The sequence below is a fragment of the Microbacterium sp. BWR-S6Y genome, from assembly GCF_041379845.1.
Classification (GTDB): Bacteria; Actinomycetota; Actinomycetes; order Actinomycetales; family Microbacteriaceae; genus Microbacterium; species Microbacterium hydrothermale.
Genome location: NZ_JBFECV010000006.1, coordinates 44,301 through 67,773, shown reverse-complemented (window position 1 = coordinate 67,773; position 23,473 = coordinate 44,301). Strand labels below are relative to the sequence as shown.

Annotated in this window: 24 protein-coding genes; 17 read left to right on the top strand and 7 right to left on the bottom strand. The window is 69.6% G+C overall.

Going from position 1 to position 23,473, the window contains the following annotated elements; translation table 11 throughout:
* Positions 1–7: 7 nt before the first annotated feature.
* Positions 8–1,435, top strand: coding sequence for a CCA tRNA nucleotidyltransferase (locus AB1K56_RS13370; RefSeq protein ID WP_371206054.1), 1,428 nt, complete (start codon positions 8–10; stop codon positions 1,433–1,435).
* Positions 1,436–1,505: 70 nt separating this feature from the next.
* On the opposite strand, the gene AB1K56_RS13365 is transcribed toward AB1K56_RS13370, so the two are convergent.
* On the bottom strand, positions 1,506–2,540 hold the full coding sequence (locus tag AB1K56_RS13365; RefSeq protein ID WP_136586392.1) for an NAD(P)-dependent alcohol dehydrogenase: 1,035 nt from the start codon (positions 2,538–2,540) through the stop codon (positions 1,506–1,508).
* A gap of 112 nt (positions 2,541–2,652) precedes the next feature.
* Here AB1K56_RS13365 and AB1K56_RS13360 point away from each other — a divergent pair, with 112 nt between their 5' ends.
* The 7 genes from AB1K56_RS13360 to AB1K56_RS13330 all read left to right on the top strand — a co-directional run bounded on the left by AB1K56_RS13360 (position 2,653) and on the right by AB1K56_RS13330 (position 8,954).
* Complete coding sequence (locus AB1K56_RS13360) at positions 2,653–3,228, top strand: hypothetical protein (protein WP_371206053.1); 576 nt, start codon at positions 2,653–2,655, stop codon at positions 3,226–3,228.
* Positions 3,229–3,295: 67 nt separating this feature from the next.
* Positions 3,296–4,582, top strand: coding sequence for a GAF domain-containing protein (locus AB1K56_RS13355; protein WP_136586394.1), 1,287 nt, complete (start codon positions 3,296–3,298; stop codon positions 4,580–4,582).
* 78 nt (positions 4,583–4,660) lie between these two features.
* Positions 4,661–5,185: a hypothetical protein gene (locus AB1K56_RS13350; RefSeq protein ID WP_264629554.1), complete on the top strand. Its 525-nt coding sequence runs from the start codon at positions 4,661–4,663 to the stop codon at positions 5,183–5,185.
* Positions 5,186–5,496: 311 nt separating this feature from the next.
* Complete coding sequence (locus AB1K56_RS13345; protein ID WP_371206052.1) at positions 5,497–7,047, top strand: aldehyde dehydrogenase family protein; 1,551 nt, start codon at positions 5,497–5,499, stop codon at positions 7,045–7,047.
* Positions 7,048–7,296: 249 nt separating this feature from the next.
* The gene (locus AB1K56_RS13340; protein ID WP_371206051.1) at positions 7,297–7,692 is read left to right on the top strand and encodes a DUF779 domain-containing protein; all 396 of its coding nucleotides are present in this window, start codon (positions 7,297–7,299) and stop codon (positions 7,690–7,692) included.
* A 595-nt stretch (positions 7,693–8,287) separates the two neighbouring features.
* On the top strand, positions 8,288–8,560 hold the full coding sequence (locus tag AB1K56_RS13335) for a hypothetical protein (protein WP_371206050.1): 273 nt from the start codon (positions 8,288–8,290) through the stop codon (positions 8,558–8,560).
* 79 nt (positions 8,561–8,639) lie between these two features.
* Positions 8,640–8,954, top strand: coding sequence for a hypothetical protein (locus AB1K56_RS13330; RefSeq protein ID WP_371206049.1), 315 nt, complete (start codon positions 8,640–8,642; stop codon positions 8,952–8,954).
* A gap of 46 nt (positions 8,955–9,000) precedes the next feature.
* Here AB1K56_RS13330 and AB1K56_RS13325 read toward each other — a convergent pair whose 3' ends face one another.
* Genes AB1K56_RS13325 through AB1K56_RS13315 form a run of 3 tightly spaced genes read right to left on the bottom strand, consistent with a single transcriptional unit; the run spans position 9,001 to position 10,429 of the window.
* Positions 9,001–9,762, bottom strand: a complete 762-nt coding sequence (locus tag AB1K56_RS13325; protein WP_264629550.1) for a hypothetical protein — start codon at positions 9,760–9,762, stop codon at positions 9,001–9,003.
* Positions 9,759–10,094 carry a hypothetical protein gene (locus AB1K56_RS13320; protein WP_371206048.1) on the bottom strand — a complete coding sequence of 112 codons (336 nt, stop codon included), beginning with the start codon at positions 10,092–10,094 and terminating at the stop codon, positions 9,759–9,761. Before AB1K56_RS13320 ends, AB1K56_RS13325 begins: the two co-directional genes overlap by 4 nt.
* Positions 10,091–10,429 carry a YbaB/EbfC family nucleoid-associated protein gene (locus AB1K56_RS13315; protein WP_371206047.1) on the bottom strand — a complete coding sequence of 113 codons (339 nt, stop codon included), beginning with the start codon at positions 10,427–10,429 and terminating at the stop codon, positions 10,091–10,093. The genes AB1K56_RS13320 and AB1K56_RS13315 overlap by 4 nt, the downstream gene beginning before the upstream one ends.
* A gap of 155 nt (positions 10,430–10,584) precedes the next feature.
* Here AB1K56_RS13315 and AB1K56_RS13310 point away from each other — a divergent pair, with 155 nt between their 5' ends.
* The 4 genes from AB1K56_RS13310 to AB1K56_RS13295 all read left to right on the top strand — a co-directional run bounded on the left by AB1K56_RS13310 (position 10,585) and on the right by AB1K56_RS13295 (position 14,200).
* The gene (locus AB1K56_RS13310; protein ID WP_371206046.1) at positions 10,585–11,421 is read left to right on the top strand and encodes a hypothetical protein; all 837 of its coding nucleotides are present in this window, start codon (positions 10,585–10,587) and stop codon (positions 11,419–11,421) included.
* A gap of 177 nt (positions 11,422–11,598) precedes the next feature.
* Positions 11,599–11,889: a hypothetical protein gene (locus AB1K56_RS13305; RefSeq protein ID WP_371206045.1), complete on the top strand. Its 291-nt coding sequence runs from the start codon at positions 11,599–11,601 to the stop codon at positions 11,887–11,889.
* Positions 11,886–13,655 carry an alpha/beta hydrolase gene (locus AB1K56_RS13300; protein ID WP_371206044.1) on the top strand — a complete coding sequence of 590 codons (1,770 nt, stop codon included), beginning with the start codon at positions 11,886–11,888 and terminating at the stop codon, positions 13,653–13,655. Before AB1K56_RS13305 ends, AB1K56_RS13300 begins: the two co-directional genes overlap by 4 nt.
* Positions 13,656–13,741: 86 nt before the next feature.
* Positions 13,742–14,200: a hypothetical protein gene (locus tag AB1K56_RS13295; RefSeq protein ID WP_371206043.1), complete on the top strand. Its 459-nt coding sequence runs from the start codon at positions 13,742–13,744 to the stop codon at positions 14,198–14,200.
* Here the strand turns inward: AB1K56_RS13295 and AB1K56_RS13290 are convergent.
* The gene (locus tag AB1K56_RS13290) at positions 14,178–15,008 is read right to left on the bottom strand and encodes a class I SAM-dependent methyltransferase (protein ID WP_371206042.1); all 831 of its coding nucleotides are present in this window, start codon (positions 15,006–15,008) and stop codon (positions 14,178–14,180) included. The two genes, AB1K56_RS13295 and AB1K56_RS13290, sit on opposite strands and share 23 nt — an antisense overlap.
* 103 nt (positions 15,009–15,111) lie before the next feature.
* Here AB1K56_RS13290 and AB1K56_RS13285 point away from each other — a divergent pair, with 103 nt between their 5' ends.
* Both AB1K56_RS13285 and AB1K56_RS13280 read left to right on the top strand, forming a co-directional pair.
* Positions 15,112–16,053, top strand: coding sequence for a RimK family alpha-L-glutamate ligase (locus tag AB1K56_RS13285; RefSeq protein WP_371206041.1), 942 nt, complete (start codon positions 15,112–15,114; stop codon positions 16,051–16,053).
* Complete coding sequence (locus AB1K56_RS13280) at positions 16,046–17,359, top strand: O-acetylhomoserine aminocarboxypropyltransferase/cysteine synthase family protein (protein WP_371206040.1); 1,314 nt, start codon at positions 16,046–16,048, stop codon at positions 17,357–17,359. Before AB1K56_RS13285 ends, AB1K56_RS13280 begins: the two co-directional genes overlap by 8 nt.
* 253 nt (positions 17,360–17,612) lie before the next feature.
* Here the strand turns inward: AB1K56_RS13280 and AB1K56_RS13275 are convergent, their stop codons facing one another.
* On the bottom strand, positions 17,613–18,674 hold the full coding sequence (locus AB1K56_RS13275; RefSeq protein ID WP_371206039.1) for an LLM class flavin-dependent oxidoreductase: 1,062 nt from the start codon (positions 18,672–18,674) through the stop codon (positions 17,613–17,615).
* A 125-nt stretch (positions 18,675–18,799) separates the two neighbouring features.
* Between AB1K56_RS13275 and sfnG the strand changes: the two genes are divergently transcribed.
* A complete protein-coding gene (gene sfnG, locus AB1K56_RS13270) occupies positions 18,800–19,933 on the top strand; it encodes a dimethylsulfone monooxygenase SfnG (RefSeq protein ID WP_371206038.1) in 1,134 nt (377 codons plus the stop codon).
* Positions 19,934–20,037: 104 nt separating this feature from the next.
* Positions 20,038–21,078, top strand: coding sequence for a putative FMN-dependent luciferase-like monooxygenase (locus AB1K56_RS13265; protein WP_371206037.1), 1,041 nt, complete (start codon positions 20,038–20,040; stop codon positions 21,076–21,078).
* Between the two features lie 7 nt (positions 21,079–21,085).
* On the opposite strand, the gene AB1K56_RS13260 is transcribed toward AB1K56_RS13265, so the two are convergent.
* Complete coding sequence (locus AB1K56_RS13260; RefSeq protein WP_371206036.1) at positions 21,086–21,991, bottom strand: LysR family transcriptional regulator; 906 nt, start codon at positions 21,989–21,991, stop codon at positions 21,086–21,088.
* Between the two features lie 104 nt (positions 21,992–22,095).
* Here AB1K56_RS13260 and AB1K56_RS13255 point away from each other — a divergent pair, with 104 nt between their 5' ends.
* Positions 22,096–23,469 (top strand): MFS transporter, encoded by a 1,374-nt coding sequence (locus AB1K56_RS13255; protein WP_371206035.1) that lies wholly within the window; start codon positions 22,096–22,098, stop codon positions 23,467–23,469.
* The last annotated feature ends 4 nt before the right edge of the window (positions 23,470–23,473 follow it).

Sequence of the window (23,473 nt, the reverse complement as noted above, 5' to 3'; positions counted from 1 at the left end):
CGAAGGCATGCTGAACATGGCCGAGGGTCTCGCGCGCCTCGAGGAGCTCGCGGCGCACCCCGTCGTCTCCGCCGTCGCCCGCGCCTTCGCCGACGCGGGCCGCGATCTGGCGATCGTCGGCGGCCCGGTTCGCGACGCCCTGCTGGGGCGCATCACCCACGACTTCGATTTCACGACCGACGCGCGCCCCGACGAGATCCTCGCCCTCGTGAAGCCGATCTCCTCGGTGCAGTGGGACGTCGGTCGCGCCTTCGGAACCATCGGCGCACGCGTCAAGGGCGAGCAGGTCGAGATCACGACGTTCCGCGCCGACAGCTATGACGGCGTCACCCGCAAGCCGACCGTCGAGTTCGGCGACACCCTCGAGGCCGACCTCAGCCGCCGTGACTTCACCGTGAACGCGATGGCCCTGCGGGTTCCCGCCCGCACCCTCGTCGACCCGACGGGCGGCGTCGAAGACCTGCTCGCCGGGCGCCTGCGCACCCCCATCGATCCGGCCGTCAGCTTCGGCGACGACCCGCTGCGCATGCTGCGCGTGGCCCGGTTCTCGTCGCAGCTCGACTTCGCGGTCGACCCCGCGACGCTCGATGCGATCGCCGAGCTGCGGGCGTCTCTCGCCATCGTCAGCCCCGAGCGCGTGCAGGCCGAGCTGGTGCGTCTGCTGCAGACCGACGATCCGGTGCGCGGGATCCGCGTGCTCGTCGAGACCGGCCTGATCGAGGAGTTCCTGCCCGAGGTGCCGGCGCTGCGCCTCGAGGTCGACGAGCACCACCACCACAAAGACGTCTACGAGCACTCGCTCACGGTCCTGAGCCAGGCGATCGCGCTCGAGAAGAAGCGGCATCCGGATGCCGCCCCCGACGTGCCCCTGCGATTGGCGGCGCTGCTGCACGACATCGGCAAGCCCGCCACCCGCCGCCTCGAGACCGGTGGCGGGGTCACCTTCCACCACCACGACATCAAGGGCGCGCGCATGGCCCGCAAGCGCCTGCAGGCGCTGCGCTTCGACGCGGCGACCACGACGGTCGTCTCGCGCCTGGTCGAGCTGCACCTGCGGTTCTTCGGCTACGCCGAGGGGGCGTGGACGGATGCCGCCGTCCGCCGCTATGTGCGCGACGCCGGTGACGAGCTCGAGCGCCTGCACATCCTCACGCGGGCCGACGTGACCACGCGGAACAAGCGCAAGGCGCAGCGCCTGGCATCCGCATACGACGACATCGAAGCCCGCATCGCGTCGCTGCGCGAGCAGGAGCAGATCGATGCGATCCGCCCCGAGCTCGACGGCAACCGGATCCAGGAGGTCCTGGGCCTGCGTCCGGGACGCGAGGTCGGCGAGGCGTACCGCTTCCTGCTCGACCTGCGCCTCGACGAGGGCGTGCTCGGCGAGGACGAGGCCGAGCGGCGTCTTCGGGAGTGGTGGGCGGCGCGGGGCTGAGGCCGCTCGCCTTCCACGACGCAGAGGGGGCGGCATCCGTCGATCGGATGCCGCCCCCTCGAGGCTCGCGTCAGGGGACGACGACGGCGCGACCGCGCACCTGTCCCTTGTGCAGCTTGCCGTAGGCCTCCACGGCGCCGTCGAAGCCGTAGCGCTCGACGTGCACGCCCACCGCCCCGCTGCGGGCGAGGTCGAGGACCTCGATCAGCTCGCTGCGCGTTCCCCAGTACGGCGCGCGAACGGCCGCGCCCATCGGCGTGGAGAAGAAGCCGGCGGGAAGGATGCCGCCGCCGATGCCGACGATGTGGATGAAGCTGTCGAGCCCGGCGACGGCGCGCGCGAGGTCGATGGTGGGCTGCACGCCGACGAAGTCGAACACGGCGGTGGCGCCGAGGCCGTTCGTGAGCTCGCGGATGCGCTCGGCGGCGTGCTCGTCGGAGGTCACGGTGTGGTGCGCCCCGACCTCGCGGGCGAGGGCGAGCTTGTCCTCGCCGAGGTCGACGGCGATGACGGTGGCCTGGGTGATGGCGCGCAGGATCTGCACGCCCACGTGTCCGAGACCGCCGACTCCGATCACGACGGCCGTGGCTCCGGGGTAGAGCTTCTCCTTCGCCGCGACGATCGCGTGGTACGGCGTGAGTCCCGCGTCGGTCAGCGATACGGTCTCGACGGGGTCGAGGTCGCCGAGGGGCGCGAGGTGGCGCGGATCGTCGACGATGACGTATTCGGCCATCGCTCCGGGGCTGCCCAGTCCCGGAGGGGTGATGCCCATCTCGGCCGCGTAGGGGCAGTAGTTCTCCGCGCCCTGCGCGCAGGCGTGGCAGCGACCGCAGCCCCAGGGGCCGTAGATGGCGTACGCCGCGCCCATCTGCACGCCCTCGACGCCCTCGCCGAGCTCGTCGACGATGCCGGCTCCCTCGTGGCCGAGCGTGAGCGGCAGACCGTAGGTGTACTGGTCCTCCGGAAGGTCCATCACGAACCAGTCCGAGTGGCACAGCCCCGCGGCCGTGACCTTCAGTCGCACCTGGCCCGGGCCCGCGTGGGGCTCCTCGATGTCGACCACCTCGGGGCCTTTGCCGATCTCGCGATACTGCACTGCCTTCATGGCATCCCTTTCTCTCGGTGAATCCACCGTGCGTCCACGATCTCTCTCCCGGGGCGGGGGTTGACGGCGTTTTCCGCTGATCGGGAACCGTTCTCACCGTCAGGGTGGGGGGATGGATGCCACTGGTCACGTCTTCCACGCCCGGATCGAGCTCGCGGCGGGCACGTCGTCGCTGCTGCCCCTGAGCGACCTGGCGGGCGTCGATCCCGAGGCTCATCGGCGCGCCCTCGCGAAGTACGACGACACCCCGGAGCGGCGGCGTCTGCGCGACACGGTGATCCCGGGACTCGGGCGCTCGTGGACGGAGGTCGTCTTCCTCTCGCCCGTGCACCCGCACGCGATCTGGTCCGCGTGGCGCGAGATCCGCGGTCGGGAGCGCCCGCCGATGGAGTTCTGGGCCATCCCGGCCGCGGACCTCCCGGAGGGCACCGTCGTCGTCGATCGCACGCTGACCGCCACCGGCGATCCCCTCGATCCGCGCGAGGTCCGACCGTTCGACGGGGCGTCGCACCGCGCCGCCCTGACCACGACGGCGCAGAACCGCGCCTGGCTCGAGGAGTGCGCGCGCCGCGGGGTGAGCGGGGCGTGGTTCCACGGCATCCCGCATGTGCTGGCGCCCGGGGCGGTGCCGCTGCAGCGCGCACGGGTCGTCTCCTGGAGCGACCCCCCGGAGAGCAACGCGCCCTGACCCCTGCCGTTCGGCCTCCGCCCGACTTACACTGGGACCCACCTCCGTCACCGCCGATGGGAGTACCGTGCCCTCACCGTGGTCGCGACCGCCGATCTCCCCCGAGACCTCGGGGCTGCTCATCGCGCGCGCCCACGACGAACTCCTCGCCGGCAACGACGACCGACGGCTCGCGGACGTGCGCCCGCTCGTGCAGGATTCGTGGCGGCGGTCGCTGGCATCCCTCGTCGGTCCGGAGGGCCTGCCGAGCCTCGACTTCGCCAGCGACGAGCTCGACGCGTACCGCAGCGCCCACCCTCTCGCCGGGGTCATGGACATGATCCGCGCCCTGCTGCTGCCCGGAACCGCTGAGGAGTCTGGCGTCGTCGTCGCCGTGGGCGACGCCGCGGGGCGGCTGTTGTGGGTCGAGGGCGACCGCCACATCCGCTCGTTGACGGGCGACATGGGCTTCGTCGCGGGAGCGAACTGGGCCGAGGACGCCGTGGGCACCTCGGCGCCGGGAACGGCCCTGACCCTCGACCGGTCGGTGCAGATCCGCGGGGCCGAGCACTTCAACCGGCTCGTGCAGCCGTGGTCGTGCACGGCGGCGCCCGTCCACGATCCCGAGACGCGGCGACTGCTCGGGGTGATCGACGTCACGGGAGGACTCGAGGCCGTCACCCCCCAGGCGCAGTTGCTCGTGGATGCCACGGCCCGGGCGGTCGAGAGCGAACTGCTCGTCGCGAGGCTGCGCGCGCAGCAGGCTCCGCCGCCGAAGCGTTCGACGCCGTCGCGCGCCCTCCTGCGCATCCTCGGGAGGGACCGCGCTCTGCTCGAGGTCGGCGGGTCGACGCTCGAGCTCAGTGCGCGGCACGCGGAAATCCTCCTGCTGCTGGCGGTTCACCGCGAGGGGCTCTCGGCCGAGGCGTTGAGCGAGGCCGTCTACGGGCACGCGGCGGTCGAGACGCTCCGACCCGAGATGGTGCGACTGCGGCGCGCGCTGGTGCCGGTCGCGCCGCGGCTGGTGCCGGCGTCGCGTCCCTACCGCCTGCCCGACGGTCTCGAGACAGACGCGCAGCACATGCTGTCGCTGCTGGACCGGGGAGCGCATCGCGTCGCCCTGGCGGCCTACTCCGGCCCCGTGCTGCCGGAGTCGGACGCCCCGGGCGTGGTCGAGGTGCGCGAGTCGGTGCGCTCGGCGCTGCGCGAGGCGCTCATCGCCGAGGCGGGGGTGGACGTTCTTCTCGCCTACGCCGAGACGCTCGACGGCCGCGACGACGACGACGTGCTGCGGCTGTGCCTGTCGATGCTCCCCGCGCGCTCGCCGAAACGCGCCGGTCTGGTCGCCCGCATCGAGCGGCTCGAACGCGACTGAGGCGATCGTCGTCCGCGTGTCCACGGGCGACGCGCCGTGCGGCTGCCCGATGTCGGAGGCCGTGGTTACAGTGAACATATGGACGAAAAAGCGCTCGACATCTTCTCGGCAGCCCGCGCCCGTCGCGATGTGGCGCGCATCCGTGAGGCGCTCGCCGAGGTCTCGGCCGGCGATGTCGCCCGCGTGATCGTCCGCTCCCCGCGCTACGGGCTCTACGCCCTCGAGGGCACCGTGCGCATCGGTGTCGGCGGTCAGCCCCTCGTCGGCGACGTCATCCTCGCCACCAGCTCCGAGATCCAGCGCATCGACCTCGGGATCGAACCGCCGCAGCCGGCCCTCGAGGCTGATGTCGTCGACCCTTCGACGCTCCCCCACGGCACGCCCGTGCGCGTGACCTTCCTCACGCCCACGCACCAGACCTTCGCCCTGACCGGGCCGATCACCGCGGGCAACGACCGGTTCCTCCTCGTGGGCAGCTGGATCGTCGCCGACGACCGCGCCATCGCCCCGCGCGTGCAGAGCATCGAGCGCCTCGACGACGTCGACCTGCACGAGGTCAACGTCCCCCCGCTGCGCTCGGTGCTGGCCGACGCCGACGCCTGAGCGCATCGGACGGTGACGGATGCCGCGGCCTCAGGGTCGTGGCATCCGTCATTCCGTGACGCCGGCCCGGTGGGCACGCTTCCGCGCCGCCACCGCGCCGGAGTCTCGAGAGCACACGCTGCCGCCGAGATCACACGTCACTTCTAGGAAAATGCATGTGATCTCGCGCCGATCGGGTGATCTCGGCGCGCCCGGCTCCTCCGCGATCGGTCGCAACCCGACGCAACCCGATGCAACCTCCCCCGGCGTAGCGTCGGCGCATCGCCGCCCGAAGCCGTCGCGGCGACTCATGACCGTCGAAGGAGACACGCATGACCATCGTCGAAGAAGGCGTCTCGAGCGTCTACGCCGCACCCGGAACCCGCGGGGCCGTCGCCGAGTACCGCTCGCGGTACGGGCACTACATCGGCGGCGAATGGGTCGAACCGCACAGCGGCGAGTACTTCGAGAACATCACCCCCGTCACCGGCAAGCCCTTCTGCGAGGTGGGTCGCGGCGACGCGCACGACATCGACAGAGCAGTGGATGCCGCGTGGAAGGCGTTCGCGAGCTGGAAGAAGACCACTCCGGCCGAGCGCAGCGTCATCCTGAACAAGATCGCCGACCGGATCGAGGAGAACCTCGAGAAGATCGCCGTCGCCGAGACGTGGGAGAACGGCAAGCCGGTCCGCGAGACCCTCGCCGCCGACATCCCCCTGACCGTCGACCACTTCCGGTACTTCGCGGGTGTGCTGCGGGCGCAGGAGGGCTCGCTCAGCCAGCTCGACGAGAACACCGTGGCGTACCACTTCAACGAGCCGCTCGGCGTGGTCGGGCAGATCATCCCGTGGAACTTCCCGATCCTCATGGCCGCGTGGAAGCTGGCCCCGGCCCTCGCCGCGGGCAACTGCGTCGTGATCAAGCCGGCGGAGCAGACCCCGGCATCCCTGCTGTTCCTGTTCGACATCATCGGCGACCTGCTCCCCGCGGGCGTCGTCAACATCGTCAACGGGTTCGGCATCGAGGCGGGTGCGCCCCTCGCTCAGCACAAGCGGATCCGCAAGATCGCCTTCACGGGTGAGACGACGACCGGTCGCCTGATCATGCAGTACGCGTCGCAGAACCTCATCCCGGTGACGCTCGAGCTCGGTGGCAAGAGCCCCAACGTCTTCTTCGAGGACGTCGCCCGCACCACCGACGACGCCTATTACGACAAGGCGCTCGAGGGCTTCACGATGTTCGCCCTCAACCAGGGCGAGGTGTGCACGTGCCCGTCGCGGTCGCTCATCCAGCGGTCGATCTACGACCAGTTCCTCGGCGACGGTCTCGAGCGCGTCAAGAAGGTACGGCAGGGCAACCCGCTCGACCCCGAGACGATGATCGGCGCGCAGGCGTCGAACAACCAGCTCGAGAAGATCCTGTCGTACATCGACATCGGAAAGCAGGGCGGCGCGAAGCTGCTCACCGGCGGGGAGCGCGTCGACCTCGGCGGCGACCTGTCGGGCGGCTATTACGTCGCCCCGACGGTGTTCGAGGGCACGAACGACATGCGCATCTTCCAGGAGGAGATCTTCGGACCGGTGCTGTCGGTGACGTCGTTCGACGACTTCGACGACGCGATCTCGATCGCCAACGACACCCTCTACGGCCTCGGTGCCGGTGTGTGGAGCCGCAGCGGCGACACCGCGTACCGCGCGGGCCGGGCGATCGAGGCCGGACGCGTCTGGACGAACACCTACCACCAGTACCCCGCGCACGCGGCGTTCGGCGGATACAAGCAGTCGGGCATCGGCCGCGAGAACCACCTCAAGATGCTCGACCACTACCAGCAGACGAAGAACCTGCTCGTGTCGTACGCCGAAGGCGCGATGGGCTTCTTCTGATCGGCCGTGTCGGGGTCGTGGCGGCGATCCCGACCCCGTGACCCCCGGGTTCGCGCCCGGGGGTCACACACCTTTTCGCCGCTGTCGCTCCGGGCCCGTTGCGGCTGGCGCGGTGACTGGTGGCGTTCCTGCAGCTGCCGCACTGACCGTCGGCCTTCCTGTGGCGGCCGCGCTGACCTCGTCCCACTTATGGCCGGTCACCGGCCGCGACACCGACACATTTGGGACATGAACCGAAAGGAGTGGGACATGGCGACCCAGCTCTCTCGTGTGGATGTGACGGATGCCGCTGCTGCGCTGCTGCGCGACCTGACGGCCACGCACGGCCCCCTGATGTTCCACCAGTCCGGCGGGTGCTGCGACGGCAGCTCGCCGATGTGTTACCCGGTAGGGATGTTCCTGACCGGACCGAGCGACGTGCTTCTGGGCACCATCGACGCCGGGCTCGACGATCCGATCCAGGTCTTCATGTCGGAGTCCCAGTTCGAGTATTGGAAGTTCACGCACCTGACGATCGACGTCGTGCCGGGGCGCGGCGCGGGCTTCTCGGTCGAGGGGCCGACGGGGATGCGATTCCTCATCCGTTCGCGCATGCTGACGGAGGAGGAGGCGGTGGCGTTCGGGGTGGGGGCTGCTGCCGAATAAGACGCGCTCCAGCGTCGGTCGCGATACCAGGCGGTGGTGGCGAACGACATGGAGAGGAGTGGCAGCGACATCGTGGCATCCGGAGCGAGACCCGCGATCAGGAATCCCGTGATGACGACCAGGATGACCGAGATCCAGTAGGTCGCCGGTCGAAGGGGGTCGATGAGGGCGCCCCACGCCGTGCCGATCAGCGTCACGCAAACGCCGACGGTCACGGCGAGGTTCGCGCTGTCTCCCATACGAACTTCTGACGGACAGGGTGAAAGATCGAGCCTCCCAGCTCTTCCGGTGCCTCTGTGCCGGCTTCACCCGCGATCGCATGGCGTTTCATCTGAGGGGCGTCCTTGAGCCCGGGCCTCCGACGCCGAGGGCGGTCAAGACCTCCCAACCGCGGGTCCAGCGCGTGAGCGGTGAGCGAGTTTCCCCACACGCGCGGGGGAAGCTCGCGTTCGAGAGGGTGAAACGGAAGCGGATCCGCGGATGCTGATGCGCAGCGCTCACTAGCGTGTGGTGCCTCCGGGCGCGACGCCCGGGCCGCCCGCGCTCGAGCGGGCGTGAAGTGTCGTGCCGTGCCGTGCCGTGCGAGAGGTGCCTGATGAGATTCCGTGTCGGTCGCCTGGTGCTCGCCCTGCTCTCCCCCGTCATCGCCGCAGCGTTCGTCGCGGTGGTGCTCATGCTGCTCGCGATCGTCGCGACCGAGATGGCGACCACCATCGACATCCCGTACCTCGTCACCTACACGGGGACCAAAGACCCGGGCGGGGGTGGGCGGACGCTCTTCATCGACGGGTCGTGGGCGGTGGCGACGGCAGTGACCGGCATCCTCGCTTCTCCGCTCCTGGCGCTGGCGCTTTTCCTGCCGGAGTGAGCGACCGGGCAACGCCGGCCAGAACGTCGCTCCCTCAGTACGAGAAACCCCCTGCAGCGACGGACACCTGGAGGACGACGTGACTGCCCTGCGAACGCCCGACTCGTTCCCGAGTGCTGAGCGCATCCTCGTCATGGCCTGTTCATTCGCCATCTCCCTCGGACTGAGCGTGATCGGAGCGCTCGTGCTCGCGGCGGTCGCGTTCAGTCAGGCCATCACCGTGTGCATCCCTCTCGTCGCGACGTTCCGTGGATTCGTGGACGAGGGGGGATCGAACGCGCTCACGGTGGACGCGGCGTGGGGCGGGGTGCTCGCGTCGGTGGTGCTCATGGCCGCGCCGCTCTGCGTCATGGCCCTCATGGGTGGAGGTTCCGGCGCGACGTGGAGAGGCTGATCAGTTCCTTGACCTCGCGACGATCGTCGGTCCGGCGTGACGGTGATCAGGCCGCGGCCGCGCGGTCGTCGAGGGCGGAGGATGCCCCCTCGACGAACTCCTTGATTGTCTTGGCGAGGTCGACGTAGGTGCCGGCCGAGGTGACGAGGTCGCGGACGAAGGACGAGAGCAGCGAGGTCCACCGCGCCGACTTGATCGCGAGCTGAGCGGCGATCGCGGGGGTGGCCGCCCCGAGGGTGCAGGCGGCGACCGCCAGGCTCTGGACGACGAAGCCGACGAGATCGGCGATGACGTCGCGGACCACGTCATGCACTGCCTTGACGATGCCCGCCAGAAGATCAGCGGCGACGCCGAGTCCCGCGCTGAGCTCTGCACACCGCTGCAGCGAGGCGGTGAGAGTCGTCAGCAGTGCGCGGTAGGCGTCCGCCGCTGCGCCCTCGAGCTCGGCGAGGTCGCCCACCGCTCGAGACAGGGAACCCGAGGTCTCTCCTAGTCGACCCGACACGTTCTGCCACGTCTGCGCGAAACCGGCGACCTCGTGATGGTCCCCGGTCAGCTCATCCAGCCAGTCGTTCAGGGGCCACATGTGCTCGAGGAGCCAACCGACTCCGAGCGAGACCAGCGTCGCGATGGGGTTCACGACGGCATCGAAGCCCGAGACGGCGATGGACCCGCCGGCCAGGGAAGCTCCGATCCAGTCCCCTCCCGCGATTGACGAGACGAGCGAGGCGCCGTCTTCGAACGGGCCGAGGCCGTCGGCCAGGCTTCCCTCCGTGGGTGGCGCGATCAACGAGTTGGTGTCGCTCACACGTACACCCCGCCGTCGATCTCGGCCCGCAGAGTCTCGAGCTCCTGCACGAAGCGGTTCTCGAGGTTCTCGAAGTCGTCGGCCATCTGCGTCGCGGCCGTCGCAGCACGGATGAGCGCCCGCTGGACGGCGGAGACGGCATTCACGGCACCGAGGCCGAGCAGCGTGGTGGGGGGCGCGGCGAACGAGCACATGATGCCGAACGCCCGTCCCCCGAGAGCGGCGTGAGCGGCGGCGGAGGTCGCATCGCCGACGTCGTGGGAGAGAGCGGTGATCTTCTGCGCGTGCTGACGCAGCAGATCGGGATCCACCTGGATGAGGTCGGCGCTCACTGCTCGTCCTCCTCCCGGTTGAGCTGCGGGCGGTAACGTTCGGCGTTCTCCCTCAGGCCCGCGACCGTCGGGGCGTCGGGTCCGAAGGCGGCGGATGCGAGGGCGACGCTGCGGCGGGTCGCCTCCTCGTACGCCTCGTCGAGCGAGTCCAGGAGCAGCGTGCGCACCCGCGACGGTTCGAGCGCCATCGCCCTCGAGGTCAGATCGATGTCGATCAAGCGTCCATTGGCATCCACGTGAACCGTCATCTCGCCCCCGGGCGATGTCACCTCGACGTGTATGGCTTCGATCTGCACGGCCAGGTCCTGCATGAGCTGGGCTCGGTGCTGACTCATCGCCACTTGCTCGTCGATCTTTCGAAGCGCCTCGTGCACCTCTGCGGAATTCGTCATTCAGCCCTCCAAGAATGTCGTGCTCGTACACCCTAGGCATTCCGGCGTTGCGGAGGCAGCCCCAGATTCGTTTCGGAAGCGACCGGCAGAATGACACCGTGCATTCTGAAATCGACTACACCGCGTTGACGCACTCTGTCGCTCCCCCGGCACGGACCAACCCGCCCGCCCACGCGGTCTCGCGCTTGGCGTCGGAGAACGGATGGCAGTACTTCACGCACGCCGTGGATCAGCAGCTCCCCGGTGTGGTGTTCCGCGAGGTGGACGGGAAGGCGCGGTTCTCTCAGCGCGCGGTGAACATCGTACGCATTCCGGGAGATCCAATGGTCGAGGTCGGTGACAGCTTCTACACGGAGGTCGCCGTGGGGAATCAGTTCACGCAGCAATGGGGGTACGCCGCCGTGGATCTGGGGGTCGCCGTGCCCTCGGTAACCATCGAGGCGGTTCGCAACCGCGCGCGGTCGGCGCTTCCGGCGACCCCGGCCGGGGCTGCGGTGGACGACAGTCGTCCGGGCGTGCGGGTGGAAGCCGCACCCGGTTCGGAACAGGCCGTCGATGCGCTGCTCACGCCGGAGATCGTCGACGCCCTCGCTGACGAGGCCCATCCTCTCGACGCGGAGCTGCGCGGTCAGTGGCTCTTCCTCTACGCGCCGCGTTCACTGTCGAACGACGACGCGACGTCGTGGCGGGCCGTCCTGGCCACCGTCGACCTGTTCGTGGCGCGCGTGCGCGAGCTGAGGCTCCCACAGGCCGCTGCGGAGCTGCCTCCGGCCGCTGGAACCCCGGCCGCCGCACCGCCGGCTGGTGCGGTCCCCGCGGCACCCCTGCAGTCGCGGGGATCGCGGGTGAACGGCGCTCGCGTGGGTCTGTACCTCGGGGTCGTGCTCGCCGCGATGGTCATCGCGGGCGGCGCCGCGCTGTTCTTCGGGCGGTGATGATCGCGGGCATCGCCGCGGCGGATCCGGCCCCGTGAACGACGGTGACGACCCTCTTCCTACCGCCCGGACCGCTGCGGTGGCACGGTCGTCCAGATGAATGAGGGATCGCCGCCATCCGGGTGAGCCTGTGGACAACTTCGCGGCGGCGTATCGAGATCTCAGTACGGTTCCGGGATGCGGAGCCTCACCGTCATCACCGACACCCTGCGTCGCGCGGCCGGATCGCTCGACCTGACGGCGCGAGCAGCCGAGGCGGAGACGGCGGTCGCCGACGCGCGACAGCTCGGGCACGGGCAGCTCGGCCAGGCCGTGGACGCCTTCATGCAGGCGATGACGGGAGGCTGGACGGAGGCGACGGCCCAGGTGGACGACACCGCCGCGGGTCTTCGAGAGTCGGCGGGGTTGTACGAGCGGGTCGAAGAAGGTTCCGATGCCACCATCAGGGCGCTGGCGGGTGACACATGAGCAGCCTTTCGTCCGCGTCTGTTCCCGAGGAGATCGTGCCCGGATCCGTCGAAGCGGCGTACGAGGTCTCCCATCTGGCGGAACGGCGCGCGAAGGTCACCGCCGAAGTGGTGGAGCGAGTGCGCTGGCAAGCCGATATCGAAGGCTGGACCGGCGAAGGCGCCGACGCGTACACCGCGCGGATGGAGGCCGTTGCGAAACGGTGGCTGGAGATCGGTCAGGGCGTGACGATGATCGTCGAGCCGATGCGGACGTACGCTCTGGCGCTCCGACGGGCGCAGGGGCTGGCGGCGGCGGCGATCGAGGCGTGGAGCTTCGCGGCGACTCTCCCGGAGGATGCCACGGCGACAGCGGGAGCATTCGCTTCGTTCGCGCAAGGCTGGCCCGCCTTCATCGCCGACCCCCGCCATCAGGGTCCGGTTCCCCCGAGAGCGGAGGAGGCGCGGGCCCGCGCCGAGGCGATGCTGGCCGACGCTCGCGCCGACGTGGTGGCCGCTGGCGAGATCGCTGCTCAGGCCGTTCGGGCGGCGATCGAGAAGGTTCGAGCACGAGGAGACGTCTGGGCGTCGGTGGGAGTCGGTCTGGGTCTCGTGTCGGTCACTGCGGAGCGCGTCCTCGACGTGCTGCAGTCCCTCGATGAGGGGTCGCTGACGGCGCTGTTGCGAGCTCGCCCCGATCTGATCGAGCGTCTGAAGCAGACGGCGTCGGAGGTCGTCGCGCCGTGGTGGCGGCGACTGAGCCCTGCGCAACAGAACGTGCTGATCGCCGAGGCGCCGGGGGTCGTCGGGAACCTCGGCGGGGTGGCGTACGCCGCGCGCGACCGCGCGAATCGCATCGTGCTGGCGCAAGCGCTCGCCGAGGCGCGGAACAGTCCGTGGGACCAGTCGGAGCAGGTGCGGGCGTTGGAGGCACTGGAACGAGCGGCCGCGGGGAACACGATCGCCTCACTTGTGCTGGACCGGCCACCGCTGGCGCAGGTGGCGGTCGGGGATCTGGATGCGGCTGAGCATGTGAGCGTGATCGTGCCGGGGATGGGGACGACGGTGGGCGGGGATATCAAGAACTACGTGCGAGCAGCAGACGCGCTCATCGCAGAGCAGAAGAAACTGACCGATACAACCCGAGAATCGCTCGCCGCTGTCGCCTGGATCGGCTACCACCCGCCCATGCCAACAGTGGCTGCCGGTGAGGTCCTTCTCGACGACCGGGCGCGTGCGGGCGCTGAAAACCTCGCGCACGATATCGACGCACTCCAACAGATGAGACAGGCGGCGTCCGCCCCGCTCGATCTGAGCATCGTCGCGCATTCCTACGGGACAGACGTTGCGACCCTCGGGCTGGAAATCGCAAGAGCAGATCATCTTGTTCTGCTGGGATCCGCGGGGGTTGCGGATGAGGTCGAGCACGTCTCCGACCTCAACGTGCCCCCTTGCCAGGTATTCGCGTCGCAGGCAGTCCACGACGAGTGGGCACCGATCGGGCAACTCCTGTCGGGACGGGAAGATCCTACGTCGCCGGACTTCGGGGCACGGGTCTTTTCATCCGAAGCAGCCGAGACGGAGGGTTTGATCCTCGAAACGGTGCGCCGACACGGCCCGCTCGGCTCGGTGGAGAACGGCGATGCGAGCTACTTCACGAACAACACCACCGCGCTGCACAACACCGCACTGGCGACGATGGGACAGGATGAACGCCTTGTCATGGGCGGAACATCGAGCGAACGAGCGGCCATGGGAGGTAGCAAGTGGGCTATTCGGCCATCGTGAGAATCTTCGGAGGCACTGTCCTCCTGCTTTCAATGGGGGGCGCATTGGCCGCGTGTGCCTCTCAACCAGGACGGGGGGAGTCGGTCGTGACGCCGCAACAGGTAGCTGAGACGGGCAATTCGCTTTTCGAGGCGGCTACCGCGGTACTCGGCAGGGAGGGGTGGGACCAGCACAGCCAATGGTTTGCGTGCGACGCCCCCGGCGGAGAAAACGGGGTGGTGCTGCGCCGAGAAGCGCGCCTCGCCCAGCCTTTACATGCCGAGCCGGAGGAGATCGTCAAACGTGTGCAGGACGCCTGGGGGAAACTCGGAGTTCATGCCGAGACCGCCGTCGACACGACGCTCGACCCTGTGCGTTACATCCTGTCCGACCCGCCGTACCTCTCCGGGGTCAATCCAGACGGCTCGCTCTCCGATCTGTGGATCGGAACGGGCATCGTGAATTTCAGCTACGTCAGCCCCTGCGTCCCCGGGGACATCTTCGAACTGCAGCCGCAGATGACCTCCTCGCCGGAACCGACCGTCATCCCGCCTTCGACGCCCTGATCGTGTAGCTCAGCGGCATGACGGAAGGCTGCTCGGTCAGCCCGTACTCGCCATCGGCTCGCAGAGTCATCCGACCCGGGAGCGCCTCCCACGGAACACTGTCGTGCTCGACGAGCGTGTCGATGCGCAAGCCCCGGGAGAGGAGGGCGGTGACGATCTCGCCCAGACCCCGGTTCCACTCGTACGTCCGGGTGGACTGCAGGGGCGCCGCCACCTCGACGTACGTGCTGTCGTCGTCCCACTCGATCGGCACGGGCTGCTCGAAGTACGGGAAGGCCAGAGTCAGACCGGGCAGGGTCTCGTTCATCGACCACAGCACGGGGTGTCCCTCGCGGATGTGCAGGGTTCCCCCGGGCGCCAGCAGGTCGGCCACCACACCGGCCCATTCGTCGATCGAGGGAAGCCAGCACAGGGCGCCGATGCCCGTGTAGACGAGGTCGAACGACTCGCGCGGGAGCACGATGGCGGCATCCTTCACCTCCGCCCGGACGTACTCGATGTCGGCTCCCGCCTCGGCGGCGAGTCGCCGCGCCTCGGCGACGGCGTTCTCGGAGAAGTCGAGACCGGTCACTCGAGCGCCCAGACGCGCCAGGGAGAGGGTGTCGGTGCCGATGTGGCACTGGAGGTGCACGGTGCGCTTGCCGGCGATGTCTCCGAGGAGGGGTGCGTCGAAGCGGACGACGTCGGACAACGCCTCCGGTTCGGTCACGTAGCGCTGCACGCCGTAGCCCGATCCGTCACGCGCGGCGTGCAGGGTCGCTCGTTCGTCCCAGTTGGCGCGATTGGCGGCGATGAAATCAGAGGTCATTGGCATCCTTCCGGCAGACCTCCAGACTAGGGACCCGTCGTTTCGGTGTCGCCTCGTGACGGACGAGGGCGGCGATGTCGGAGCTCCGGGTTAGCCTGGCGACATGTCGGGCAAGGTCTATGTCATCCACGAGAACCCCCAGTGGATTCCGCCGTTCGCGGCGGCGTTCGAGGCGGAGGGCGTGCCGTTCGAGGAGTGGATGCTCACCGACGGGTCGATCGACCTGGGGGTGGAGCCGCCCGAGGGTGTGTTCTGGTCGCGGCTGAGCGCCTCCGCCCACACGCGCGATCACGCCCACAGCAAGGAGTTCGGGCGGGCGGTCCTGCGGTGGCTCTCCTCGTGGGGGCGCACGGTCATCAACGGCGCCGACGTTCTCGAGCTCGAGGTCAGCAAGGTCGCGCAGCACGCGGCGCTCCGGCACGCGGGCATCGATGTCCCGCGCACCGTCGCGGTCTTCGGAACGGATGACATCGTCGCCCAGGCCGAGAAGTTCGGCGCCCCCTTCATCAGCAAGCACAACCAGGGCGGCAAGGGCCTCGGTGTGCGTCGATGGGAGACGGTCGACGAGTTCGCCGCGTGGGTCGGCGGCCCTTCGTTCGAGCCCTCCCCCGACGGCATCACCCTGCTGCAAGAGCTCCTCGTCGCGAAGACTCCCTTCATCACGCGCGCCGAGTTCGTCGCGGGCGAGTTCGTCTACGCCGTCCGCGTCGACACGAGCGCCGGCAGCTTCGAACTCTGCCCCGCCGAGGCGTGCGCCGTTCCCGGGGCCGACGGCGTGGAGCCCGAGCCGCTCTTCCGTCGACGAGACGACGTCGATCCCGCCCTGATCGACCGCTACCTGGCCTTCCTCGCGGCCGAGGGGGTCGGCATCGCCGGCATCGAGTTCATCGAGACGCGCGACGGGCGCACCGTCACGTACGACGTCAACACCAACACGAACTACAACCCCGACGTCGAAGCCACGGCCCCCCGCTCCGGGCCCCGCGAGATCGCGCGCTGGCTCGGCTCGCTCCTCCCGCAAGAAGCGATCGGTCTCCGTGGCTGAGCCCGCACCGCCGCACGACGACTGGACCGGCTTCGGCTTCGCCACCCGCCAGGTGCACGCGGGCGAAGAAGAAGACCTCACGCACGGGTCGCGCATCACGCCCGTGCACCTCTCGGCCGCCTACCGGTTCGCCTCCTTCCAAGAGGCGACCGATCGATTCGGCGCCGTCGACCTGGGTCATCTGTACTCGCGCAACGCCAACCCCACCAACCAGGTCGCCGAGCGGCGTCTCGCGTCTCTCGAGGGCGGATCGGGAGCGCTCGTCGTCGGGTCGGGCCAGGCCGCGATCACCATGGCGCTCCTGGGTCTCGCGGGAAGCGGAGAGCACATCGTCTCGACCGCGAGCATCTACAGCGGAACCCGCGTGCTCTTCGACCGCACGTTCGCGCGCATGGGAGTGCGCGTCGAGTATGTCTGGGACCCTCTCGACGAATCCGAGTGGGACGCCCTGATCCGGCCCGAGACCAAGGCGATCTTCACCGAGACGCTTCCCAATCCCAAGAACGACGTCGTCGACATCGACGCGGTCTCGCGCATCGCGCGCCGCCACGGCATCCCCCTCGTCGTGGACAACACCATCGCGACGCCCTTCCTCATCCGCCCCATCGAGCACGGCGCCGACGTCGTGGTGCACTCGGCCACGAAGTTCCTCTCGGGCCACGGTGCCAACCTCGCCGGTGCGGTGGTCGACGGCGGAACGTTCGACTGGGCGGCATCCGACCGCTCCTACCCGGCGCTCACCGAGACGCCCGTCGCCGCGCACTCGTCCTTCGTCGAGGCATTCGGTGCACGCGCGTTCGAGCTCTCGCTGCGGTTCGGGATCGCCAACGACACCGGTCCCGCCCTGTCGCCGCTGAACGGCTTCCTGCTGCAGCAGGGCATGGAGACCCTGTCGGTGCGCATGCGCCAGCACCTCGCCAGTGCCCGCACGATCGCGGAATGGCTCGAGGGGCACGGCGCGGTCGAGAGCGTCGACTACGCCGGACTCCCGTCGCATCCGCAGCACGCGCTCGCCGTCCGCTACTACGACGGACTCTCGGGTTCGGTGTTCTCGTTCACCGTGCGCGGAGGGCGAGACGCGGCGGAACGCTTCTTCGATGCTCTGCGCCTGTTCAGCCGCATGACCAACATCGGCGACACGCGATCGATGGCCCTGCACCCCGCGACCACCACGCACCTCGGTTTCACGCAAGAGACGCGCGACCGCCTCGGGATCGGCGACGGCCTCATCCGCCTGTCGATCGGACTCGAGGATGCCGACGACCTCATCGCCGACCTCGATCAGGCGCTCCGCGCGGCGGGATAGCCGGGCCCCTGAGCTTGTCGAAGGGGCCGGATTCGGTGGGGCGGTGGCGTCGACGGGCTCAGCCACCTCGCGCGGGCGTTCCGGGGCCCTGAGCTTTTCGAAGGGTCCGAGGGTGCGGTGGGGCGGTGGCTTCGACGGGCTCAGCCACCTCGCGTCGCTCAGCCACCTCGCACGCGGGCTCAGCCACCTCGCGTCGCTCAGCCACCTCGCGTCGCTCAGCCACCTCGCGTTGCTCAGACCGCGACGGCGTTCGTCAGGAGTCGCGCTGCGCCTCAAGACGGCGCACGCGCGGGATGACCTCGGCCGCGAACCGCTGCATCTCGGGCAGGTGCGGAGAGAACTGCAGGAGCAGGGTCGAGACGCCGACGTTCGCGAACGCGACGATGCGTTCCGCGACCTGATCGGGGGTTCCGACGAGGTTCGGGCGCAGGCCTCGGTTCGAGACCGAGTACTCCTTGAGGTCGACCTGGGTGTCGAGCTTCGACTTGCTGACGAAGTCCTGGTACGAGCCGTAGGCCGCTCCCCCGCGCACGTCGGTGATGCGTTCCACCTCGGCCTGCGCCTCCTCCTCGGTGTCGCGGACGATGCCGTACGCCGCCATGCCGAAGGCTTCGAACGGCGCGGAACCGGCCTCGGCACGGCGACGGCGCATGTCGGCCACCTTCGTCTCGAGCTCCTCGAGGGTGCCCCCGTGGGTGAGGTACGCGTCGGCGTAGCGGGTGATCGCGGTGCGCCCGGCCTCGCTCTCGCCCCCGGCGTACAGGCGCGGCACGACCCGCGGCTTCGGCTCGGTGTACGTCCCCTCGGTGCGGTAGTACTCGCCCTCGTAGGCGAAGGGCGTCTGAGACCACAGGCCCCGCAGCACCTCGACCCACTCGATCGTGCGGGCGTAGCGGTCGTCGTGCGCGCTGAAGAGGCCGTCGTACTGCTTGGCCTCCTCGGCCCACCAGGCCGACACGACGTTCAGGGTGAACCGGCCGCCGCTGATCTCGTCGATCGTCGCGGCCTGCTTCGCGGTGTGGAACGGGTTGTGGAAACCGGGGCGGACAGCGGTCATCAGCTCGAGCTTCGACGTCACCGCGGCGAGACCGGCGGTGACGGCCCAGGCATCGAGCGAGGGCGCTTCGACGCCCTTGATGTCGTTGAGGTTGAGCTCGGGGATGAGCGTCAGGTCGAACCCGCCCTCCTCCGCGGCCCGCGCGATCTCGGCGATGTGCGCGAACGAGACGGGCGTGTGCTCGTCGTCGACGTTGCGCAGCCAGCCGCCGAAGATCGGGGTCCAGTAGCCGAAACGCACGCGTTGAGGAGAGGTCATGCGCTCCATCCTCGCCCGGAGCGCGTCCGTCGGCGTCACACGACGAAACGGTCCGTCACATGTCGTTGACGGTGCGTCGGACCGGTGCGACGGTAGCCGGGTTCCGATCCCGCCAGGAGGACCCCATGACCGAGACCACGCCCACCCACGAGCCGCTGAAGTTCGCCTACTGGGTGCCCAACGTCAGCGGCGGGCTCGTGATCAGCTCGATCGAGCAGCGCACCGACTGGGGCTACGACTACAACGTGAAGCTGGCGCAGACCGCGGAGCGCGTCGGCTTCGAATACGCCCTCAGCCAGGTGCGTTACGCCTCGAGCTACGGCGCCGCGCAGCAGCACGAGTCGACCTCCATCAGCCTCGCGCTGCTGCTGAACACCGAGAAGCTCAAGGTCATCTCGGCGATCCACCCCGGGATCTGGCATCCGGCGGTCCTGGCGAAGTTCATCAACACCGCCGATCAGTTCTCGCACGGGCGTGCGGCGGTCAACGTCGTCAGCGGATGGTTCAAAGACGAGTACACCGACCTCGGCCTCGAGTGGCTCGAGCACGACGAGCGGTACGAGCGTGCGGCTGAGTTCATCCAGGTGCTGCGCGGGTTGTGGACGCAGGAGAAGTTCTCATTCCACGGGAAGTACTACGACATCACCGACTTCACCCTGCGTCCGTTCCCGTACGAGGTGCCGGGACGCGCTCACCCCGACATCTTCCAGGGCGGCAACTCCACGGCGGCCCGGTTCAACGGCGGCGCGTACTCCGACTGGTACTTCTCGAACGGCAAGGACTTCGACGGCTTCACCGAGCAGTACGACGACGTCACGCGCATCGCCGCCGAGCACGGGCGCCGTACGCGCTTCGGGCTCAACGGCTTCGTCATCCAGCGCGACTCCCGCGCCGAGGCCGAGGCGCAGCTGCGCGAGATCATCGCCCACGCCGACGGCGGCGCGGTCGACGGGTTCCGCAAGAGCGTGCAGGAAGCTGGCGCCTCCACGAAAGACGGCAAGGGGATGTGGGCCGACTCGACCCTCGACGACCTCGTGCAGTACAACGACGGCTTCCGCACGCAGCTGTTCGGCGACGCCCAGCAGATCGCGGAGCGCATCATCGCCTACAAGAAGCGCGGGGTCGATCTGTTCCTGCTGGGCTTTCTGCACTTCCAGGAAGAACTCGAGCGCTTCGGTGAGACGGTGATCCCGATCGTGCGCGAGATCGAGGCCGACCTCGCCCGCACCGGCGACCCCATCGACGTCGCATCGCGCTGAGAGGAGCGTGGGAGTCGCCGGCATCCGGTCGCCCTCTCTCCGAACGGTCCTAGCCTGGAGGGTGACGGCATTCCGTGACGGGAATGCGTCGGAGAGGATGGCGGATGACCGGCGCACGGCTCGGGTTCTTCACGCGGCTTCTGGATGCCGGGACCGACGGCGAGCGATACCGCGCGGCGCTCGCGCAGGTACGTGCCGCGGAGCAGAACGGGTTCGCGTCGGCGTGGGTCGCTCAGCATCATTTCGACCGCGACGAGGGCGGATTGCCGTCTCCGTTCCCCTTCCTCGCCGCCGCGGCCGTGCAGACGCAGCGCATCGCGCTCGGCACCGGCATCGTGACCCTCCCCCTCGATGAGCCGGTGCGGGTGGCGGAGGATGCCGCCGTCGTCGACGCCCTGAGCGGGGGCCGCGTGCAGCTCGGTATCGGGACGGGCGGGACCCCGTCGTCGTTCGCCGCGTTCGAGCGTTCCTCCGACGATCGGCGCGAGATCCAGGCTGCGCACGTGACGGTGCTGCGCGACGCGTTCGGCGGTCGCGGCATCCGGAACACCGATCTGCGTCTCAACCCCGCCGCACCCCACCTCGGCGGCCGGCTCTGGCAGGCGACCTTCTCGGTCGACGGGGGCCGCCGCGCGGGGCTCGCGGGCGACGGTCTGCTGCTGTCCCGCACGCAGCCGCGCGACGAGGGGCAGGCGCTGCACGAGGTGCAGGTGCCCATCGTCGAGGCCTATCTCGCCGCCCTGCCCGACGGCGTTGCGCCTCGCATCCTGGCCTCGCGCACCGCGGTGGTGGTGGATGCCGACCGCCTCGACGAGACCTGGAGGGCGGCGGATCACGGCGTCCGGCGTCTGACCCGCACATTCCTCAAGAGGAATGCGGAGGGCGATCTCCGCGACCTCGCGCGGTCGACCGACACCCACCTCGGGACGGTCGAGCAGGTCGTCGCATCGCTCTCCGCCGACCGGACCCTCTCCCTCGCCACGGACGTGGCGTTCCAGGTGCATTCCGTCGATCCGGCCGCCGACATCACGCTCCGTTCGATCGAGCTGCTGGCCGCGGAGGTCGCGCCGCGGCTCGGGCTGCGCACGGGCGCGCGCGCCGCCGCGGAGCTGCACGACCTCGGAGCGCAGCCGGTCTCCCGCTGAACCGGGCTCAGGCCCGTCCGTCGAGCATCGTCCGCGAGCGCGCCGTCTGCTCGCGCAGGGCGTCGGCGAGGGCGGCGACGGCGGGGATCCGGAGCGAATCCGCGCGGATCACCATCCAGTACGGCAGACGCTCGGTCACGAGCTGCGGCAGCAGCCGCACGAGATCGTCGTGGCGGTCGGCGACGAAGCACGGGAGCATGCCGATGCCCGCCCCGGCGCGCGTGGCCTCCACCTGCACGAGCACGTTCGTCGAGGTGACGCCGTCGCGCATGCGTGGGACCACCCGGCGGGGCAGGTCGAGCGCCTCGACCTGCAGCATCGCGTCGACGAAGTAGACCAGGCGGTGCGTCTGTAGCTCGTCCATGTCGCGCGGTTCCCCGTGCTCGGCGAGGTAGGCGCGCGAGGCGTACATGCCGAGCGTGTACGAGCCGAGCTCGACTGTCGTCCCTCGCGAGGTCTGGGGACGACCGACCACCACCTCGAGGTCGAGACCGGGCCGGTGCAGGGCCGCGCGGCGCTGCGCGGCGACGATCTCGACGACGAGGTCGGGATGCCGCTCGCGCAAGCGGGCGATCGCGGGGGCCGCGATGAACGCGCTGAAGCCGTCGGTCGCCGACATACGGACGACGCCGGCGACGGGGTCGGGTTCCTCTCCCCCGGCGGCCAGCTGCGTCATGGCCGCTTCGATGCGCCCGGCGGCCTCCGTCGCGCGGCGGCCGAGGGAGGTGAGTTCCCACCCGCGGCCCGATTGGGCGACGACGCGGCCCCCGAGGGCGTCCTCGAGCGCCGCGATGCGGCGGGCGATGGTGGTGTGGTCGACGCCGCGTACCTGCGCCGCGGCGCTGTAGGTGCCCGTTCGCGCGACCGCCAGGAGCATGAGCAGGTCGTCGGCGCGTGCGGTGATGGCATCCATTGTGCAATTGTGCACAGCGCGCGAGCACGAATGGGCATTGTCGCAATCTCCGGACGCCCGCAGACTCGTCACCGGATGTCACCGTCGACACCGAAGGAGCCAGCATGGAATCCCCCGCCGCGCAGCAGCGCACCGCGAACGCCTCCCCCGACGCCCCCACGAGCAGGATCAAGAGGGTCGTCGCCGCGTCGATGGCCGGAACGGTCGTGGAGTGGTACGAGTTCTTCCTCTACGCCACGGCCGCCAGCCTCGTGTTCGGCACGTTCTTCTTCCCGTCGTCGGGCTCTCCGCTCGACGGCATCATCGCCGCCTTCGTCACATACGCGGTCGGGTTCGTCGCGCGCCCCCTGGGCGGCATCGTCTTCGGGCAGATCGGCGACCGCTTCGGCCGCAAGCCCACCCTGCAGGCGACGATCATCATCGTCGGTGCCGCGACGTTCCTGATGGGATGCCTCCCGGGCTTCGCCTCCGTCGGCTACTGGGCCCCGGCGATGCTCGTGGCCCTGCGCTTCATCCAGGGCTTCGCCGTAGGCGGGGAATGGGGCGGTGCCGTCCTCCTGGTCGCGGAGCAGAGCCCGAACCGCTCGCGTGCGTTCTGGGCGAGCTGGCCGCAGGCCGCCGTCCCCGTCGGCAACCTGCTGGCCACGACCGTGCTGCTGGTGATGTCGTTCATCCTCTCCCCCGCCGCCTTCCTCGACTGGGGCTGGCGCGTCGCGTTCTGGCTCTCCGCCGTGATCGTGCTGGTCGGCTTCTACATCCGCACGCACGTCGAGGAGGCCCCGATCTTCCTCGAGGCGAAGAAGCAGGTCGAGCAGGAGAAGGCGACGTCGTTCGGTGTCGTCGAGGTGCTGCGCCGCTACCCGAAGGGTGTCGTCCAGGCCATGGGCGTGCGCTTCGCGGAGAACATCGTCTACTACATCGTCGTCAGCTTCTCGATCGTCTACCTCAAGGTCGTGCACTCCTACGACACCAGCCAGCTGCTGCTCGCGCTGCTGATCGCGCACATCATCCATTTCGCCGTGATCCCCCCGATCGGGCGCCTGGCCGACCGCATCGGCCGCAAGCCCGTGTACCTCACCGGCGCGATCCTCAGCGCGACGTGGGCCTTCTTCGCCTTCCCGATGTTCGACACGCTGAACCCGGTCGTCATCGTCGCGGCGGTGGCGCTGGGCCTCGTGTTCCACGCCGGCATGTACGCGCCGCAGCCGGCGGTCATGGCCGAGCTGTTCCCGACGCGCATGCGTTACTCGGGCGTCTCGCTCGGCGCCCAGGTCACGGCGATCCTCGCCGGCTCGCTCGCCCCGATCCTCGCGACGCAGTGGCTCAAGGACTTCGGGTCGTGGCTGCCGATCGCCCTGTACATCGTGGGGGCCTGCGTGATCACCTCGATCGCCGTACTGTCGCTGAAGGAGACGCGCGGCATCTCGCTGCGCGACATCGACGCCGCGGACGCCGAGCGCGCCGCGCGGGGGAAGTAGGAGC